Annotated in this window: 18 protein-coding genes; all 18 read right to left on the bottom strand. The window is 59.7% G+C overall.

The window, feature by feature from the left end:
• Nucleotides 1-50: 50 nt before the first annotated feature.
• Entirely contained in the window at nt 51-824 is a 774-nt protein-coding gene (gene hisA / locus HDE75_RS25470; protein ID WP_183682565.1) for a 1-(5-phosphoribosyl)-5-[(5-phosphoribosylamino)methylideneamino]imidazole-4-carboxamide isomerase, read from the bottom strand.
• Between the two features lie 58 nt (nt 825-882).
• Nucleotides 883-1,521 (bottom strand): imidazole glycerol phosphate synthase subunit HisH, encoded by a 639-nt coding sequence (hisH, locus tag HDE75_RS25465; RefSeq protein ID WP_183682561.1) that lies wholly within the window; start codon nt 1,519-1,521, stop codon nt 883-885.
• Nucleotides 1,522-1,564: 43 nt separating this feature from the next.
• Nucleotides 1,565-2,155 carry an imidazoleglycerol-phosphate dehydratase HisB gene (gene hisB / locus HDE75_RS25460; protein WP_010402123.1) on the bottom strand — a complete coding sequence of 197 codons (591 nt, stop codon included), beginning with the start codon at nt 2,153-2,155 and terminating at the stop codon, nt 1,565-1,567.
• Between the two features lie 20 nt (nt 2,156-2,175).
• Nucleotides 2,176-3,270, bottom strand: coding sequence for a histidinol-phosphate transaminase (gene hisC / locus HDE75_RS25455; RefSeq protein WP_183682558.1), 1,095 nt, complete (start codon nt 3,268-3,270; stop codon nt 2,176-2,178).
• Between the two features lie 33 nt (nt 3,271-3,303).
• A complete protein-coding gene (locus HDE75_RS25450; protein ID WP_409254937.1) occupies nt 3,304-4,227 on the bottom strand; it encodes a DNA-methyltransferase in 924 nt (307 codons plus the stop codon).
• A complete protein-coding gene (gene hisD / locus HDE75_RS25445; protein ID WP_183682555.1) occupies nt 4,224-5,549 on the bottom strand; it encodes a histidinol dehydrogenase in 1,326 nt (441 codons plus the stop codon). Before hisD ends, HDE75_RS25450 begins: the two co-directional genes overlap by 4 nt.
• A 15-nt stretch (nt 5,550-5,564) precedes the next feature.
• Nucleotides 5,565-6,236 (bottom strand): ATP phosphoribosyltransferase, encoded by a 672-nt coding sequence (gene hisG / locus HDE75_RS25440; RefSeq protein ID WP_183682552.1) that lies wholly within the window; start codon nt 6,234-6,236, stop codon nt 5,565-5,567.
• 15 nt (nt 6,237-6,251) lie between these two features.
• On the bottom strand, nt 6,252-7,502 hold the full coding sequence (murA, locus tag HDE75_RS25435; RefSeq protein WP_183682549.1) for a UDP-N-acetylglucosamine 1-carboxyvinyltransferase: 1,251 nt from the start codon (nt 7,500-7,502) through the stop codon (nt 6,252-6,254).
• Between the two features lie 4 nt (nt 7,503-7,506).
• Entirely contained in the window at nt 7,507-7,743 is a 237-nt protein-coding gene (locus HDE75_RS25430; protein ID WP_183682546.1) for a BolA family protein, read from the bottom strand.
• Nucleotides 7,744-7,789: 46 nt separating this feature from the next.
• Nucleotides 7,790-8,551: an ABC transporter permease gene (locus HDE75_RS25425; protein WP_183682543.1), complete on the bottom strand. Its 762-nt coding sequence runs from the start codon at nt 8,549-8,551 to the stop codon at nt 7,790-7,792.
• Nucleotides 8,548-9,465: an ABC transporter ATP-binding protein gene (locus tag HDE75_RS25420; protein ID WP_183682540.1), complete on the bottom strand. Its 918-nt coding sequence runs from the start codon at nt 9,463-9,465 to the stop codon at nt 8,548-8,550. Before HDE75_RS25420 ends, HDE75_RS25425 begins: the two co-directional genes overlap by 4 nt.
• Before the next feature lie 191 nt (nt 9,466-9,656).
• Nucleotides 9,657-10,004 (bottom strand): STAS domain-containing protein, encoded by a 348-nt coding sequence (locus HDE75_RS25415; protein ID WP_183682537.1) that lies wholly within the window; start codon nt 10,002-10,004, stop codon nt 9,657-9,659.
• Nucleotides 10,005-10,051: 47 nt separating this feature from the next.
• Nucleotides 10,052-10,696 carry an MlaC/ttg2D family ABC transporter substrate-binding protein gene (locus HDE75_RS25410; RefSeq protein ID WP_183682534.1) on the bottom strand — a complete coding sequence of 215 codons (645 nt, stop codon included), beginning with the start codon at nt 10,694-10,696 and terminating at the stop codon, nt 10,052-10,054.
• A 73-nt stretch (nt 10,697-10,769) separates the two neighbouring features.
• Nucleotides 10,770-11,660 (bottom strand): MlaA family lipoprotein, encoded by an 891-nt coding sequence (locus HDE75_RS25405; protein WP_183682531.1) that lies wholly within the window; start codon nt 11,658-11,660, stop codon nt 10,770-10,772.
• Nucleotides 11,657-12,127, bottom strand: a complete 471-nt coding sequence (mlaD, locus tag HDE75_RS25400) for an outer membrane lipid asymmetry maintenance protein MlaD (protein ID WP_183682528.1) — start codon at nt 12,125-12,127, stop codon at nt 11,657-11,659. The genes HDE75_RS25405 and mlaD overlap by 4 nt, the downstream gene beginning before the upstream one ends.
• Nucleotides 12,128-12,207: 80 nt before the next feature.
• The gene (gene mlaE / locus HDE75_RS25395) at nt 12,208-12,990 is read right to left on the bottom strand and encodes a lipid asymmetry maintenance ABC transporter permease subunit MlaE (protein ID WP_183682525.1); all 783 of its coding nucleotides are present in this window, start codon (nt 12,988-12,990) and stop codon (nt 12,208-12,210) included.
• Complete coding sequence (locus HDE75_RS25390; RefSeq protein WP_300759972.1) at nt 12,987-13,796, bottom strand: ABC transporter ATP-binding protein; 810 nt, start codon at nt 13,794-13,796, stop codon at nt 12,987-12,989. Before HDE75_RS25390 ends, mlaE begins: the two co-directional genes overlap by 4 nt.
• A 243-nt stretch (nt 13,797-14,039) precedes the next feature.
• Nucleotides 14,040-15,503, bottom strand: a complete 1,464-nt coding sequence (locus HDE75_RS25385; protein ID WP_183682518.1) for a glutamate synthase subunit beta — start codon at nt 15,501-15,503, stop codon at nt 14,040-14,042.
• Nucleotides 15,504-15,546 lie beyond the last annotated feature (43 nt).

Below are 15,546 nucleotides of genomic sequence, written 5' to 3'. Positions count from 1 at the left end.
CCAATTGTCACCAGGCAAGGGAAGGTATGCACCTCCCCGGCCTGGCTGGCTTAAACAGCCTCGTCGCTCAACTCGTCGGCGCGTTCTTGCGCCTGCGCCAGGTCGATCGTGCCTTCATAAATCGAACGGCCGCAAATCACGCCTTCGATACCTTCGGCTTGCACCGCGCACAAGGCTTCCACATCGCCAATATTGTGCAAGCCGCCCGAAGCGATCACGGGAATCTTGACCGCTTGCGCCAGCTTGACAGTGGCCTCGATATTGATGCCGCCCATCATGCCGTCACGGCCGATGTCCGTATAGATAATCGATTCCACGCCGTACGCTTCGAATTTCTTGGCCAGGTCGATCACTTCGTGGCCCGACATCTTGCTCCAGCCATCGGTGGCGACCTTGCCATCCTTGGCGTCCAGGCCGACGATGATGTGGCCGGGGAAGGCGCTGCAGGCATCGTGCAGGAAGCCGGGGCTTTTCACGGCCGCCGTGCCGATAATGACGTAGCTGATGCCTGCGTCCAGGTAGCGCTCGATGGTGTCGAGATCGCGGATGCCGCCGCCCAGTTGCACGGGAATTTCTTCGATATCGTTTTCCAGCGCGAATTCCTGCACCGCTTTCAGGATGGCTTTCACGGCGCCTTCGTTTTTCGGCTTGCCGGCAAATGCGCCGTTCAAGTCGACCAGATGCAGCCGCCGCGCGCCTTGCTGCAGCCAGTGGCGTGCCATTTCAGCGGGGTCTTCGGAAAATACGGTGGCAAGTTCCATATCGCCTTGTTTCAGGCGTACGCAGTGACCGTCTTTCAGGTCGATGGCGGGAATGAGCAGCATGGTCGTGTGGTCAGGGTTATAAAGGTAAGTGGAAATAGCAAGGACGGTAAAACTGAAATCAAGGTTGCCAATGAACGAAATTCTTGTACAGCTGCAGACCCGCGGCAGCGCTTTTTTCAGGATGGAACTGGGTCGCAAAAATATTATCACGGGCAACGGCGCAAGCGAACGGCTTGCCGTAGACAGTCTGGCCGACCGTGTGGGCCGCTACTTGAGGCTGAGCAAAGTAGCTGTGTACAAAGTAGAAATAAGCATCATCGGCGATGCCATCCCACATGGCATGTGACGCCGTTTGGCGCACTTGGTTCCAGCCCATCTGCGGCACCTTGAAGCGCGAGCCGTCTTCCTGCACCTGGCCATCGAGCTGGAAACGCACGACTTTGCCTGGCAGCAAGCCCAAACCGGCCGCATCGCCCTCTTCGCTGCTGTCGAACAACATTTGCTCGCCGATGCACACGCCCAGCACGGGCTTGCTGTCGGCTGCGCGCAACAAGGCGTCCAGCACGCCCGATTCACGCAGGCTGCGTATGCAGTCGGGCATCGCGCCCTGGCCCGGCAAGACGATGCGGTCGGCGCTGTCGATGTCAGCCACCTGTCCGGAAATGCAGACATCGGCTTCCGGCGCCACAGCCCGCAAAGCTTGCGCTACCGAGCGCAGATTGCCCATGCCGTAATCCACCACCACAATTTTATTCATCTGTTTTAATCTAGAAATCTATGCACCAGGAATCAAGGCCAGCTTACAGGCTGCCCTTGGTCGACGGGATGATGCCGGCTGCGCGCTCGTCGAGCTCGGCAGCCATGCGCAGCGCGCGGCCAAAGGCCTTGAACACGGTTTCGCACTGGTGATGGGCATTGGTGCCGCGCAAGTTGTCGATATGCAAGGTCACGCCCGCATGGTTGACGAAGCCACGGAAAAACTCCAGGGTCAGGTCGACATCAAAGCCGGCGATCATCGCGCGTGTAAAAGGGATGTGGTATTCGATGCCTGGACGGCCCGAGAAATCGAGCACCACGCGCGACAGCGCTTCGTCCAGCGGCACATACGCATGGCCATAGCGGCGGATGCCCTTCTTGTCGCCGATGGCCTTGGCCACCGCCATGCCCAGCGTGATACCCACGTCTTCCACCGTATGGTGGTTATCGATATGCACGTCGCCCGTCGCTTCAATGTCCAGGTCGATCAAGCCGTGGCGGGCGATCTGGTCCAGCATATGGTCGAGGAAGGGCACGCCGGTGTTCAGCTTTTGCTGGCCGGTGCCATCGAGGTTGAGGGCGACGCGTACTTGCGTCTCGTTGGTATTACGCGTGATTTCTGCGGTGCGGTTCATGGCGGGACTCTGGCGGTAGGCTAAACGAGGGATGCTTTGAAGGCATTGAAAAAGACGGCATTTTCTTCCGGCGTGCTGACGCTGATGCGCAGGCAATTGGCCAGCACTGCATGCATTTTACTCACATTTTTAATTAAAACCCGGTGAGTGAGCAATTTTGCATAGGCATCGTCGGAATCTGGCACACGTATCAAAAGAAAATTTGCTTTTGAGGGAAACACAGTCACGCCGGGCAGTGCGGCCAATTGTTCGGCCAGCTCATCGCGCGCGCTGTTGAGCAAGGCTGCCTGTGCGTTGAGCACGTCGATGTGTTCCAGCGCAAATTCAGCGGCCGCCTGCGTCAGCACATTGACGTTATACGGCGGACGTACTTTTTCAAACTGGGCCAGCAAGGCCGGTGCGGCCGACATATAGCCGAGGCGGATACCGGCCAGGCCCAGTTTCGACACGGTGCGCATCACCACCAGGTTTTCGAATTCCGGCAAACGGCCCATGAAGCTCTGCTGCGCGAACGGCTCGTAAGCTTCATCGACGACGGCAATGCCGGTGTCGCCCAGGGCGGCGATGATGCGCTCGATATCGGCCACGGTAAACAGGTTGCCGGTCGGGTTGTTCGGATACGCCAGGAACACCAGCGCCGGGCGGTGCTGCGCGATGGCGGCCAGCATGGCGTCGATATCGAGGCTCAGGTCGGCCCGCAAGGGCACGCCGACAAAATCCATGCCGGCAAACTGCGCCGAGCGCGCGTACATGACGAAGCCGGGCACGGGCGCCAGCAGCACCGCGCGGCGCGACTGGTCTTGTATAGCGCAGGCCATGGCCAGGATAGAGATCAATTCATCGGAACCATTACCGAGCAAGACATCGTAGCCGGCGGGTACGCCCAGTTTGTCGCAGATGGCCGCCTTCAGGCTGGCGTACGACGGTGGATAACGGTTCAGTACCGCACCGGCCAGGCGTACACCCAGTTCGTCGCGCAAATGCTGCGGCAGCAGATACGGATTTTCCATCGCATCGAGTTTGATATAGCCGCTGGCATCGGGCACGTGATAACTACCGATCGCCTGTACGTCGGAGCGTACGGTATTGCTGATTAACTGATCGAGGAAAGACATTGCTGCAAGCACTCCTGATAATTTTTTAAGGGTCTAGGTGGTGACGTCTTCCGGCACGGCGGCAGGCGCCTTCCTGGACGGTGTTTTCCTGGCCGCCGGCTTTTTCACGGCGGCGGCTTTTTTCACAGCGGTCTTGCGCTTGGCAGCGGCTTTCTTGACCGGTGCCGGCGGCGCGCTCATATCCAGTTCCTGCGCCGTCAAACGCTGTTCGATGATGGCGCAGTAATCGGGGTTCAACTCGAAACCGACGAAATCGCGCCCGCAGCGCTTGGCAGCGAGCGCCGTGGTGCCGCTGCCCATGAACAAATCGAGTACCACGCCGCCGGGTGGGCAGGAAGCCTTGACCATGCGCTCGATGATTTCGAGCGGCTTTTGGGTCGGGTGGTCGGCCCGTTCCGGATGCTCCTTGTGCAGGCGCGATACGCTCCACAAGTCTTTCGGGTTATAACCCACTTCCAGCCATTTCGCGCCGATGAAGATAGAACGCGAACGGGCTTTTTTGGTGGCCGCGTCGTAGGCGATGCGCACAGAGTCAAGATCGAAGTAGTAATCCTTGCGCTTGACGAAGAAGCCGATGGTGTCGTGCACCGATGAAAAGCTGCGCACGCTGCCCCCCATGGATGGCACGCGGCGGTCCCAGATAATCTCGTTCATCATCGCCATGCGCTGTTTCAGCATGACGAAAATCTCTGGCGAATACCGCCAGGTCAGAAAAATATACAGGCTGCCGTTGGCTTTCAGCTTGGGCAGCGCCGCATCGATCCATTGTTCGGTCCAGCGCAGGTAGTCCGCTACCGATTGCTGGTCCGAGGCATTGCCGTAATCCTTGCCCAGGTTGTAGGGCGGGTCGGTCAGGATCAAGTCCACCGAGCCATCGGGAATCCGCGCCAGCCCCGCCAGCGCGTCTTCGCAATAGACCCGGTTGAGCCAGTCCGGCCGGTCCGCCATATTCGTCATGGCTGCGGCTTCAAACGCAGTTCTGCGCTGCGCGCATGCGCCTGCAAGCCTTCGCCATATGCCAAGGTGGCGGCGACACGGCCCAGGGTTTGCGCGCCCGCTTCGCTGACGTGGATGATGGACGAGCGCTTCTGGAAGTCGTACACGCCCAGCGGCGACGAAAAGCGCGCCGTGCGCGAGGTCGGCAGCACGTGGTTAGGGCCGCAGCAATAGTCGCCCAGCGACTCGGACGAGAATCGGCCCAGGAACATCGCGCCCGCATGGCGGATCTGGTCGGCCCATTGCTGCGGGTTTTCGGCCGAGATTTCCAGATGTTCGGCCGCGATGCTGTTGGCGATCGCGCAGGCTTCTGCCATGTCGCGCACCTTGATCAGGGCGCCACGGTCGGCCAGCGAGGTGCTGATGGTGGCCTGGCGCGGCATGGTCGGCAGCAGTTTGGCGATGCTTTCCTCCACGCGCGCGATGTAGGTAGCGTCCGGGCACAGCAAAATCGCTTGCGCCAGCTCGTCGTGCTCGGCCTGCGAAAACAGGTCCATCGCCACCCAGTCCGGGTCCGTCGTGCCATCGCAGATGACCAGGATTTCAGACGGCCCTGCAATCATGTCGATGCCAACGATGCCGAACACGCGGCGCTTGGCGGCAGCCACATAAGCGTTGCCAGGTCCGACGATCTTGTCCACGGCACCGATGGTCTGCGTGCCATAGGCCAGTGCACCGACGGCTTGTGCGCCGCCAATGGTGATCACGCGCGTGACGCCGGCAATCGCGGCGGCGGCCAGCACCATCTGGTTTTTCACGCCGTCCGGCGTCGGCACCACCATGATGATTTCCTTGACGCCAGCCACGTGGGCAGGAATCGCATTCATCAGCACCGACGATGGATACGCCGCCTTGCCACCCGGGACATAGATGCCGACCCGGTCCAGCGGCGTGATTTTTTGTCCCAGTACGGTGCCGTCAGCTTCGGTATAGCTAAAGCTGCGCAACTCTTCGCGCTGGCGTTCGTGGAAGGCGCGGATGCGCTGGGCAGCTACCTGCAACGCTTCGTGCTGGGCCGATGGCAAGCCATTCAAGGCTGCCTGCAATTCGGCTTGCGAAAGATCAAAAGCCGACATTTCCGCCGCGCCGCCATGGGGGATGCGGTCGAAACGGTTGGTGTAATCGAGCACGGCGGCGTCGCCGCGCGCTTTCACGTCCGCCAGGATTTTCGTGACCGCCGTTTCAATCGCTTCATCGGTGCCGGCTTCGAACGCCAGCAAGGTATCGAGCGATTGTTGAAAACCATCCTGGCTTGAATCGAGCTTGCGTATCTGTAGCGGCATCATAGCCTCCTGCTGTTATCGGGTCTGCGAGGCGCGTTCGAACGCCTCGATAATCGGCTGCAAGCGTTCGCGCTTGAGCTTCAAGGCAGCCTGGTTGACAACCAGGCGCGACGAAATTTCCATGATGTGTTCGACTTCGACCAGGTTGTTGGCGCGCAGGGTGCTGCCCGTGCTGACCAGGTCGACAATCGCGTCGGACAGGCCCACCAGCGGCGCCAGCTCCATCGAGCCATACAGCTTGATCAAATCGACGTGCACGCCCTTGGCGGCGAAGTGTTCACGCGCCGTGTGCACGAACTTGGTGGCCACGCGCAGGCGCGCCCCCTGGTGCACGGCTTTTTCGTAATCGAAACCGGCCTGCACCGCCACCGACATGCGGCAGGACGCGATATTGAGGTCGATCGGCTGGTACAGGCCTTCGCCGCCGTGCTCCAGCAAGACATCCTTGCCGGCCACGCCGAAGTCGGCCGCGCCGTACTGCACATAGGTGGGCACATCGCTGGCGCGCACGATGATGACGCGCACGTTCGGATCGTTGGTGGCCAAAATCAGCTTGCGCGAAGTCTCCGGGTTTTCCAGCACACGGATGCCGGCCGCTTCCAGCAGCGGCATGGTGTCTTCAAAAATGCGGCCCTTTGACAGCGCCAGTATCAGCTGCCCATTGGCGCCACTGTTCGATCCGTTCATGCTCGTTCCTCTTGTTTATTTGACGCGCACGATGTTCGCGCCCACCGCCGACAATTTGACTTCCATGCGATCGTAGCCGCGGTCAAGGTGATAGATGCGGTCGATCAGGGTTTCGCCATCTGCTGCCAGGGCTGCGATCACCAGCGAGGCCGAAGCGCGCAAATCGGTCGCCATCACAGGCGCGCCGCGCAGCTGCTTGACGCCGGTGATGATGGCGGTCTTGCCATCGATACTGATATCGGCGCCCAGACGGTTCATTTCCTGTACGTGCATGAAACGGTTTTCAAAGATCGTCTCGGTGACGCGGCTGGCGCCATTGGCGATGGTGTTGACCGCCATGAACTGCGCCTGCATGTCGGTCGGGAAGCCCGGGTATTCAGTGGTGCGGAAGCTGACCGGAGTCGGGCGGGCCGACATCTCGGCGCGGATCCAGTCGGCGCCGAAGGTCATCGTCAAGCCCATCGCGCGCAGCTTGTCGAGCGCCGCGTCGAGGATATCGGTACGCACATTGCGCAGGGTGATATCGCCACCGGTGGCGGCCACGGCGCACAGGAAAGTACCCGTCTCGATGCGGTCGGCGATCACCGCGTGGGTGGCGCCGTGCAATTGCGGCACGCCCTGGATCACCAGGCGGTTGGTGCCGATGCCTTCGATCTTCGCGCCCATGGCCACCAGCAGGTGTGCCAGGTCGGTCACTTCCGGTTCGCAGGCAGCGTTTTCCAGGATGGTTTCGCCTTCGGCCAGGGTCGCGGCCATCAGCAGGTTCTCGGTGCCGGTCACGGTGATCATGTCGGTGACGATGCGCGCGCCTTTCAGCTTGGGGCATTTGGCGTAGATATAGCCAGCTTCGATGCGGATCTCGGCGCCCAGTGCTTCCAGGCCCTTGATGTGCTGGTCGACAGGACGCGAACCGATGGCGCAGCCGCCCGGCAAGGACACCTTGGCTTCGCCGAAGCGCGCCAGCATGGGGCCCAGCACCAGGATCGAGGCGCGCATGGTTTTCACCAGTTCATATGGCGCCTCCAGGGTCGTGATGGCGCTGCCGTTCAAGACCACGCGGTCGCCTTCGTGCTGCACTTTCAAGCCCGTCTGGCCCAGCAGTTTGAGCATGGTGGAGACATCGTGCAGGTTCGGCACATTCGTCAGTTCCAGGTCGCCCGAGGTCAACAGACCGGCGCACAGGATGGGCAGGGCAGCGTTTTTCGCGCCGGAGATGGCGATGTCGCCGTTCAGGCGGTTGCCGCCGTTGATGAGGAGCTTGTCCATGTGCTTATCCTTGGAATTCTTCAGGTGTCAGGGTTTTCATCGACAGCGCGTGGATTTCTTCGCGCATGCGGTCGCCCAGCGCCGCGTAGACGATCTGGTGACGCTGAATCAGACGCTTGCCGGTAAACTGCGGCGAAACGATCACGGCCTGGAAGTGCTGGCCATCGCCCTCCACTTCAAGATGCGTGCAGTCGAGGCCTGCCGACAGGTAGCCATGGATCAGTTCTGGGGTGGTAGTCACGATAAGTCCTTGATATTTGAATAGTGTAGTAATTGGTATGCCGCGATCAGTGGCGCAAACGATAACCGCTTTTCAGCAGGCGGATCGAGAGCAGCGCCAGCACCACCAGGAAGCCGCCGACGACGGATAGGCTCAGCCACGGGCTGACGTCGGAAGTACCGAAGAAACCGTAGCGGAAGCCGTCGATCATGTAAAAGAAGGGATTCAGGTGCGATACCGTCTGCCAGAATGCGGGCAGCGAATGAATCGAATAGAACACGCCCGACAAAAAGGTCGCCGGCATGATCAGGAAGTTCTGGAAGGCTGCCAGCTGGTCGAATTTCTCGGCCCAGATACCGGCGACCAAGCCCATGGTGCCCAGCATGGCGGCGCCCAAAAAGGCAAAGATGACGATCCACAGCGGCGCGACAAACGACAGGTCGACGAACCAGTAGGTGATGGCGAATACGCCAAAGCCCACGGCCAGGCCACGTACGACCGAAGCGAGTACATACGCCGAAAAGATTTCCCAGTGCGACAGAGGCGTCAGCAGCACGAACACCAGGTTGCCCGTGATCTTGGACTGGATCAGCGAGGACGAGGAATTGGCGAAGGCGTTTTGCAGCACGCTCATCATCACCAGGCCGGGGATCAGGAAAGCCGTGTAGCTGATGCCGGGGCTGGGCTGCACGCGGCCATCGAGCACATGGCCGAATACCAGCAGGTACAGCATCGAGGTGAGCACGGGCGCGGCCACGGTTTGCGTCGCCACTTTCCAGAAACGCAAAGTCTCTTTGTAGACGAGGGTGCGAAATCCAGTCGAAATCATACGGTACCTTTATCCATGATCTGCAAGAAGATATCTTCCAGGTCGGCTTGTTGCAATTGCATTTCGTCGATTTCGGCGCCCGCCTCGCGCAGGCGTGCCAGGATTTGTTCGACTTCGCTATATTCATTGACGCGCAGGCTGAACTTGTTCGGCGCCTGCCGCTCTTCCGGATGCAGCACCAGGTGCTGCAGGTCGGCCGGCAAGGCGCCATGCTTCAGGTGCACCTGCAGCTGGGAGCCGGCGATGCGGCGGATCAGGGCCGACATGGTGTCGAGCGCCACCACCTTGCCCGACTTGAGCATGGCCACGCGCTGGCACATGGCTTGCGCCTCTTCCAGGTAGTGGGTAGTCAGCACGACGGTGTGGCCGCCTTCGCGGTTCAGGCGCGAAATGAACTTCCACAGGGTCTGGCGCAGTTCCACGTCGACGCCTGCGGTCGGCTCGTCGAGCACGATCACGGGAGGCTTGTGCACCAGCGCCTGAGCGACCAGTACGCGGCGCTTCATGCCGCCGGACAGGGCACGCATATTCGTGTCGGCCTTGCCGGTCAGGTCGAGGTTTTCCATGACCTCGTCGATCCACTTGTCGTTGTTCGGCAAGCCGAAGTAGCCGGACTGCAGGCGCAAGGTTTCGCGCACGGTGAAGAACGGGTCGAATACCAGTTCCTGCGGCACCACGCCCAGGTTGCGGCGGGCATTGCGGAAATCCTTGACCACATCGTGGCCATGGATCTTGACGGTGCCCGCGTCGGGCCGTATCAGGCCGGCGATGATGGAAATGAGGGTGGTCTTGCCGGCGCCGTTGGGACCGAGCAGGCCGAAAAACTCGCCCTCCTCGATCGCCAGCGACACGCCGCCCAGCGCCTTGAGCGATTTATAGCTCTTTTCTACATTCGTTATTTGAATTGCGGTCATGTGCTTATCAGATGTGATGCGTGTGTCAGCCACGAGGCGGGCCACAGGCCGGTACAAGGCGCCGCCTTCCGGAGAAGTAGCGCAACAGTCAATTATAGTTTGAAAATTCGTGGAACACTTGGAGATCAATACGGCGGCGCTGCTGGCATGCCGGCTTGAAAGCTACTGCTGATGCGGGGAGTGGGACAGGATCAATGATGATGCAGGTCGGACGGGCTGCGTTCGGCGGTGTCGCCGGCAGTGCCGCAGTTTTCGTCGCTGGTAGTGCTCGAGACGAGCGAGCAGACGCCATACAGCTTGGTCAGGTTTTTCAGATTGGTCGGCAGGTTTTTCAGCTCCAGCACGCCGCCGGCCTCTTGCGCAGCGCGCTGCCAGGTCAGCATGACCGACACGGCCGCCGAATCGACAGCCTTGACGTTGCGCAGGTCAAACCGGGTCTGGCCAGACTTGATCGCCTCCAGACCCTGCTCCAGCGCCGAAGTGGCGTTGTGCACGGTCAGTGAAGTCAGGGACTGCAAAGTGTCGAGAGAGTCTGGCATGGCGTCGGGTTGCGCTGGTTTAGCGTGTGGAGCTATATGATAGCCGATTATTTGGCTTTGGGCGCCGGACGGTTTGCCAAAGCCTTGTTTTTCGCTTGCAAGGTCTTGATCAGGCCATCGATGCCGCCTTTGCTGATTTCGCTGGCAAAGCTGCTCTTGTAAGTTTCCACCAGCCACGCGCCCAGCACGTTGATATCGTAGATCTTCCAGCCCGTTGGCGTTTTGGAAACACGATAGTTCAGCGGTACTGGTTCGCCGCGTGGCATGTTCACTTGCGAACGCACTTCTACGTCGGTATCACCAGGATCGGCGCGCAGTGGCTTGAATTCCACGGTTTCGTTCCTCACTTGCGACAGGGCGCCCGAATACGTGTAGATCAGCAGGGTGCGGAATTCCGTCGACAGCTGCTGTTGCTGGTCCGGCGTGGCGTCGCGCCAGAAGCGGCCAGCGGCCAGCGAAGTCATGCGCTGGAAGTCCACGTACGGCAGGATCTTGGTTTCGACCAGTTCAGTCACGCGCTTGATGTCGCCCGCCTGGATGGATTTGTCGTTCTTGGCCGTATCGAGTACGTCCTGGCTGATACGCTTGACCAGCGCGTCCGGTGCTTCGTTCGCAGGGGCGGCAGGCGCAGCCTGCGCAGCGGTAGCAAAGGCGATGGTGGCCATCGCGAGCAATTGTTTCATTAGTTTCATGGTTTTACCCTTATGGTGGTGTTGCTCGGCACCGGCTGGAGTTTTTCTCAGCCGTGTGTTCTTATGCCTTAGTCTACTCCTGCGGCTTGGCCTGTGACGCAACGGTATTGCTACCAGATGTTACGAGTTCGACAGGTGCAGGGGTAACGGCTGGGGCCTCTGGCGCAACATCTGCGGTCATCGGCGCTTGTTTCAAGTCATCATGGTCAGAATCCAGCGAACTGGAGTCGTTCTTGAATTTTTTGCTACGGCTCAAGTCGCCATCGAAGACCTTGCTTTCACGCGCTTGCAGGAAACCGTCGCGGATGAATTCGTAGCGGTCCAGAGCAGCCGCTTCCATCAGGTTGGTCGCATCGAGCAGCGAAGCACGCTTGTCGACGACGCGCGTGGCCGTACCGATATTGCGCACCGACACAGGCTCCTTGTAGCGCCATGGGTCACCGGCGATATCGGCCGGCAAGGCCACCGTGTCGCGCACAGTCGACGGGCCCAGCAGCGGCAGCATCAGGTAAGGACCGGACTGCACACCATACCAGCCCAGAGTCTGGCCAAAGTCTTCATTGTGTTTCGGGATGCCCGCTGGCGACGCAAAGTCGATCAGGCCGAAAATACCGAAAGTCGTGTTCAGGCCAACGCGCGCAATATCTTGCAAGCCTTTCTCGCCCTTACCTTGCAACAAGTTGTTCACGGCGCTCCAGGCGTCGGACAAGTTGCCGAAGAAGTTGCCCACGCCCGTTTGCACGAACGATGGCAAGACGGTCTTGTAAGCAGTGGCGGCCGGTTTCAAGGCATACGTATCGACCGTATCGTTGAACTTGAACATGGCGCGGTTGTAGCCTTCGAACGGATCGACGGGATTGTTGGCGGTGGTGCTGGCGCAGGCGCTCAGGGTCGCGGCGATGGTCAGGGCCAGGCCGATACGGCTCAGGCGACCTGTGGTGATATGTTGCTTCGATTGGCTCATTTGCTATCCTTTCCATCCGCTGCCTTGCTGTAGATGAACTGATTGATCAGGTCTTCCAGCACTGTGGCCGATTGAGTGCGGGCGATCTTGTCGCCCTCTGCCAGATTAGCCAAATCTCCGCCTGCTTCCAGGCCGATGTATTGCTCACCCAGCAAACCAGCCGTCAGAATCTTGGCCGAGCTGTCTTTCGGGAATTTATAACCGTCTTCGATGTCCAGCTTGACCAGCGCCTGATAGCTCTTGTCATCAAACGTGATCTCGGCCACGCGGCCGACCACCACGCCGGCACCCTTGACGGGCGCCTGCGGCTTGAGGCCGCCAATGTTGTCGAACTTGGCACTAATGGTATACGTCTTGCTGAAAGACAGCGAGCTCATATTGCCAGCCTTGAGCGCCAGAAACATCAATGCTGCTACACCCAGCAAGACGAACAAGCCTACCCAGACATCCAAAGATTTACGTTGCATAAACAATCCTAAATAATTTTTACTTGCTGCACCCTGCGCAGAAACTGCGCAAGCGGCTAATTTTTACGCCAGTGACCGAATTACTTGCTAAACATCAACGCTGTCATCATGAAATCAAGCCACCACACCATCAGCGACGATATAACAACCGTACGCGTGGTGGCGCCGGAAACATCTTCCGGCGTCGGCTGTGCCTGATAACCCTGGAACAGGGCGATAAACGTGACCGCGATACCGAACACCAGGCTCTTCAGGGTACCGTTACCAACTTCTTTCCAGACATCCACGCCGCTTTGCATCTGCGACCAGAACGAGCCTTCGTCGACGCCGATCAGCACCACGCCAACCAGATAACTGCCGATGATGCCGACCGCCGTGAAGATCGCGCCCAAAATCGGCATGGCGATCACGCCGGCCCAGAAACGTGGCGCCAGCACGCGCTCGACCGGATTCACGGCCATCATTTCCATGGCGGACAATTGCTCGCCCGCCTTCATCAAGCCAATTTCCGCCGTCAGCGAGGTCCCTGCGCGGCCCGCAAACAGCAGGGCAGTAACCACGGGACCCAGTTCGCGCGTCAGCGACAGCGCCACCAGCAGACCCAGAGACTGTTCTGCCCCATAGGTCGTCAAGGTGTAATAACCTTGCAAACCGAGCACCATGCCGACAAACAGGCCGGACACGGCCGTAATCACCAGGGAGCGATTACCAATAAAGAACAGTTGTTCAATCACCAGCCGTGGACGGCGCCACAGGCCACCCGACGAGGCGATGATGATAAAGAACGAACGCACAGCAAAGCCGAGGTCTTGTACCGAACGGCGCAGCCAGGCTCCGACCGCTCCCAGGAAACGCGCGATCATCGGCCCGCTCCCGCATGCAGACCCAGGTCATCGGCCAGCGATTTGCCCGGATAATGGAACGGTACGGGGCCATCGGCTTCCGCGTTGACGAATTGTTTGACATACGGGTGCGTGGAGACGGCCATTTCAGCCGGCGTGCCATGCGCCACAATTTTTCCCGATGAGAGGAAATACACGTAATCAGCGATCGCGAAACACTCCTTCACATCGTGCGATACCAGAATCGATGTAGAACCGAGCGCATCGTTCAGATTGCGGATCAAATTGGCTGTCACGCCCATCGAAATAGGGTCCAGGCCGGCAAACGGTTCGTCATACATGATCAATTCAGGATCGAGCGCAATCGCCCGCGCCAGCGCCACACGGCGGCCCATGCCGCCCGAAATCTCGCCCGGCTTCAATTGCGCCGCATTGCGCAAGCCTACTGCCTGCAGCTTCATCAGTACCAGGGTGCGGATCAGTTCTTCATTCAGGTCCGTATGTTCACGCAGCGGAAACGCCACGTTCTCAAACGCCGTCAGGTCGGTAAACAAGGCGCCGTGCTGGAACAGCATGCCCATCTTGCGGCGCATCTGATACAACTGTTTGGTATCGAGCGCATGGACGATCTGGCCATCGACATTGACGGTGCCGGCGCTCGGGCGCAACTGGCCGCCGATCAGGCGCAATACAGTCGTCTTGCCGCTGCCGGAACCACCCATGACCGCCACAACTTTTCCACGTGGGAAATCCATCTGAAGGCCCGACAAGATCGAACGTTCACCATAGGCAAAGTGTAAATCACGGATTTCAACAAGATTTGGCACGACGAAGCTCATTTTTTTTAATGGCGTATTGTAGTGCAGAAACGCCAAACTCTGCTGAGAGGCCCCCTTGGGCATCCCGGTAAGGGGGAAGAATACAACACTAATGAATCGAAAGTCAGATAGTTTATTGTAAAAAGCCACGCTCTGCATGCGATCACCGCCCAGCGAGCTTGCCACTGACAAAATAACAAGGGCCACGGCGCAGTCTGCGCCGTGGCCCCCGGAATCGCCGACAGGCGACGATCAGCGTGGCAGCAGCGAGCCGCCCATCAGGAAGGTATCGACGGCGCGCGCGCATTGGCGGCCTTCGCGGATGGCCCAGACCACCAGCGACTGGCCACGGCGCATGTCGCCGGCAGCAAACACTTTGGGCACCGACGTCTGATAACAGTCATCGCCTTCGGTGCTGGCGCGGGCGTTGCCGCGCGCATCTTTATCCACGCCAAAGGCGTCGAGCACCTGTTGCACGGGAGAAACAAAACCCATCGCCAGCAAGACCAGGTCGGCTTTCATCTCGAATTCCGAGTCCGGCACTTCACTCATCTTGCCGTCTTTCCATTCCACCCGGCAGGCGATCAGTTTTTCCACCTTGCCACCCTTGCCTTCGAAACGCTTGGTGGCCACCGCCCAGTCGCGTTCGCAGCCTTCCTCGTGCGACGACGAGGTACGCAGCTTGGTCGGCCAGTACGGCCAGACCAGCGGCTTGTTTTCCTTTTCCGGCGGCTGCGGCATCAATTCGAACTGGGCCACCGAAACGGCACCGTGGCGGTTTGACGTGCCCACGCAGTCCGAACCCGTGTCGCCGCCGCCGATCACCACCACATGTTTGCCAGTGGCCTTGATCTGGTCTTTCAGCTTGTCGCCCGCATTGACCTTGTTTTGCAGCGGCAAGAAGTCCATCGCGTAATGCACGCCCTTCAAGTCGCGGCCCGGCACTGGCAAGTCGCGTGGCTGCTCGGCGCCGCCGGTGAGGATGACGGCATCGAATTCTTTTTCCAGGTCTTCCGGAAAAATCGTTTCCTTGGCCCAGTTATTCACGCTGGCCGGGAAATCCTTGCCGACCAGCACGCTGGTACGGAACACCACGCCTTCCGCTTCCATCTGTTTCACGCGCAGGTCGATGTGCGACTTTTCCATCTTGAAGTCGGGAATGCCGTAGCGCAGCAAGCCGCCCACCCGGTCGCTCTTTTCAAACACGGTCACGGCATGGCCTGCGCGCGCCAGTTGCTGCGCCGCCGCCAGGCCTGCCGGGCCGGAGCCGACGATAGCCACTTTCTTGCCGGTGCTGAAACCGGCCGGCTGCGGTACCACCCAGCCATGTTCCCAGCCCATGTCGATGATCTTATGTTCGATCGACTTGATGCCGACCGGATCTTCGTGGATGCCCAGGGTGCAGGCCGACTCGCACGGCGCCGGGCAGACGCGGCCCGTGAATTCCGGGAAGTTATTGGTCGAATGCAGGATATCGAGCGCTTCGCGGTAATTACCACGGTAGACCAGGTCATTCCAGTCAGGAATGATGTTATTCACGGGACAACCCGTGTTGCAGAAAGGGATGCCGCAATCCATGCAGCGCGCACCCTGCACGGTCGCTTGCGCATCCGTCAGGTGCAGCACGAATTCCTTGTAGTTCTTCAAACGGGCGGCAGGCTCCAGATACTGCTCGTCCTGGCGCTTGAATTCCATGAAGCCGGTAATTTTACCCACGATAATTCCTTTGTATTTGGCTAGCGGGGAGCGGCCTGGCCGC

The sequence above is a fragment of the Janthinobacterium silvisoli genome (genome assembly GCF_014200725.1).
Lineage (GTDB): Bacteria > Pseudomonadota > Gammaproteobacteria > Burkholderiales > Burkholderiaceae_D > Janthinobacterium.
The sequence above is the reverse complement of the archived record's forward strand: the minus strand, read 5'-3'. Positions and strand labels throughout refer to the sequence as shown.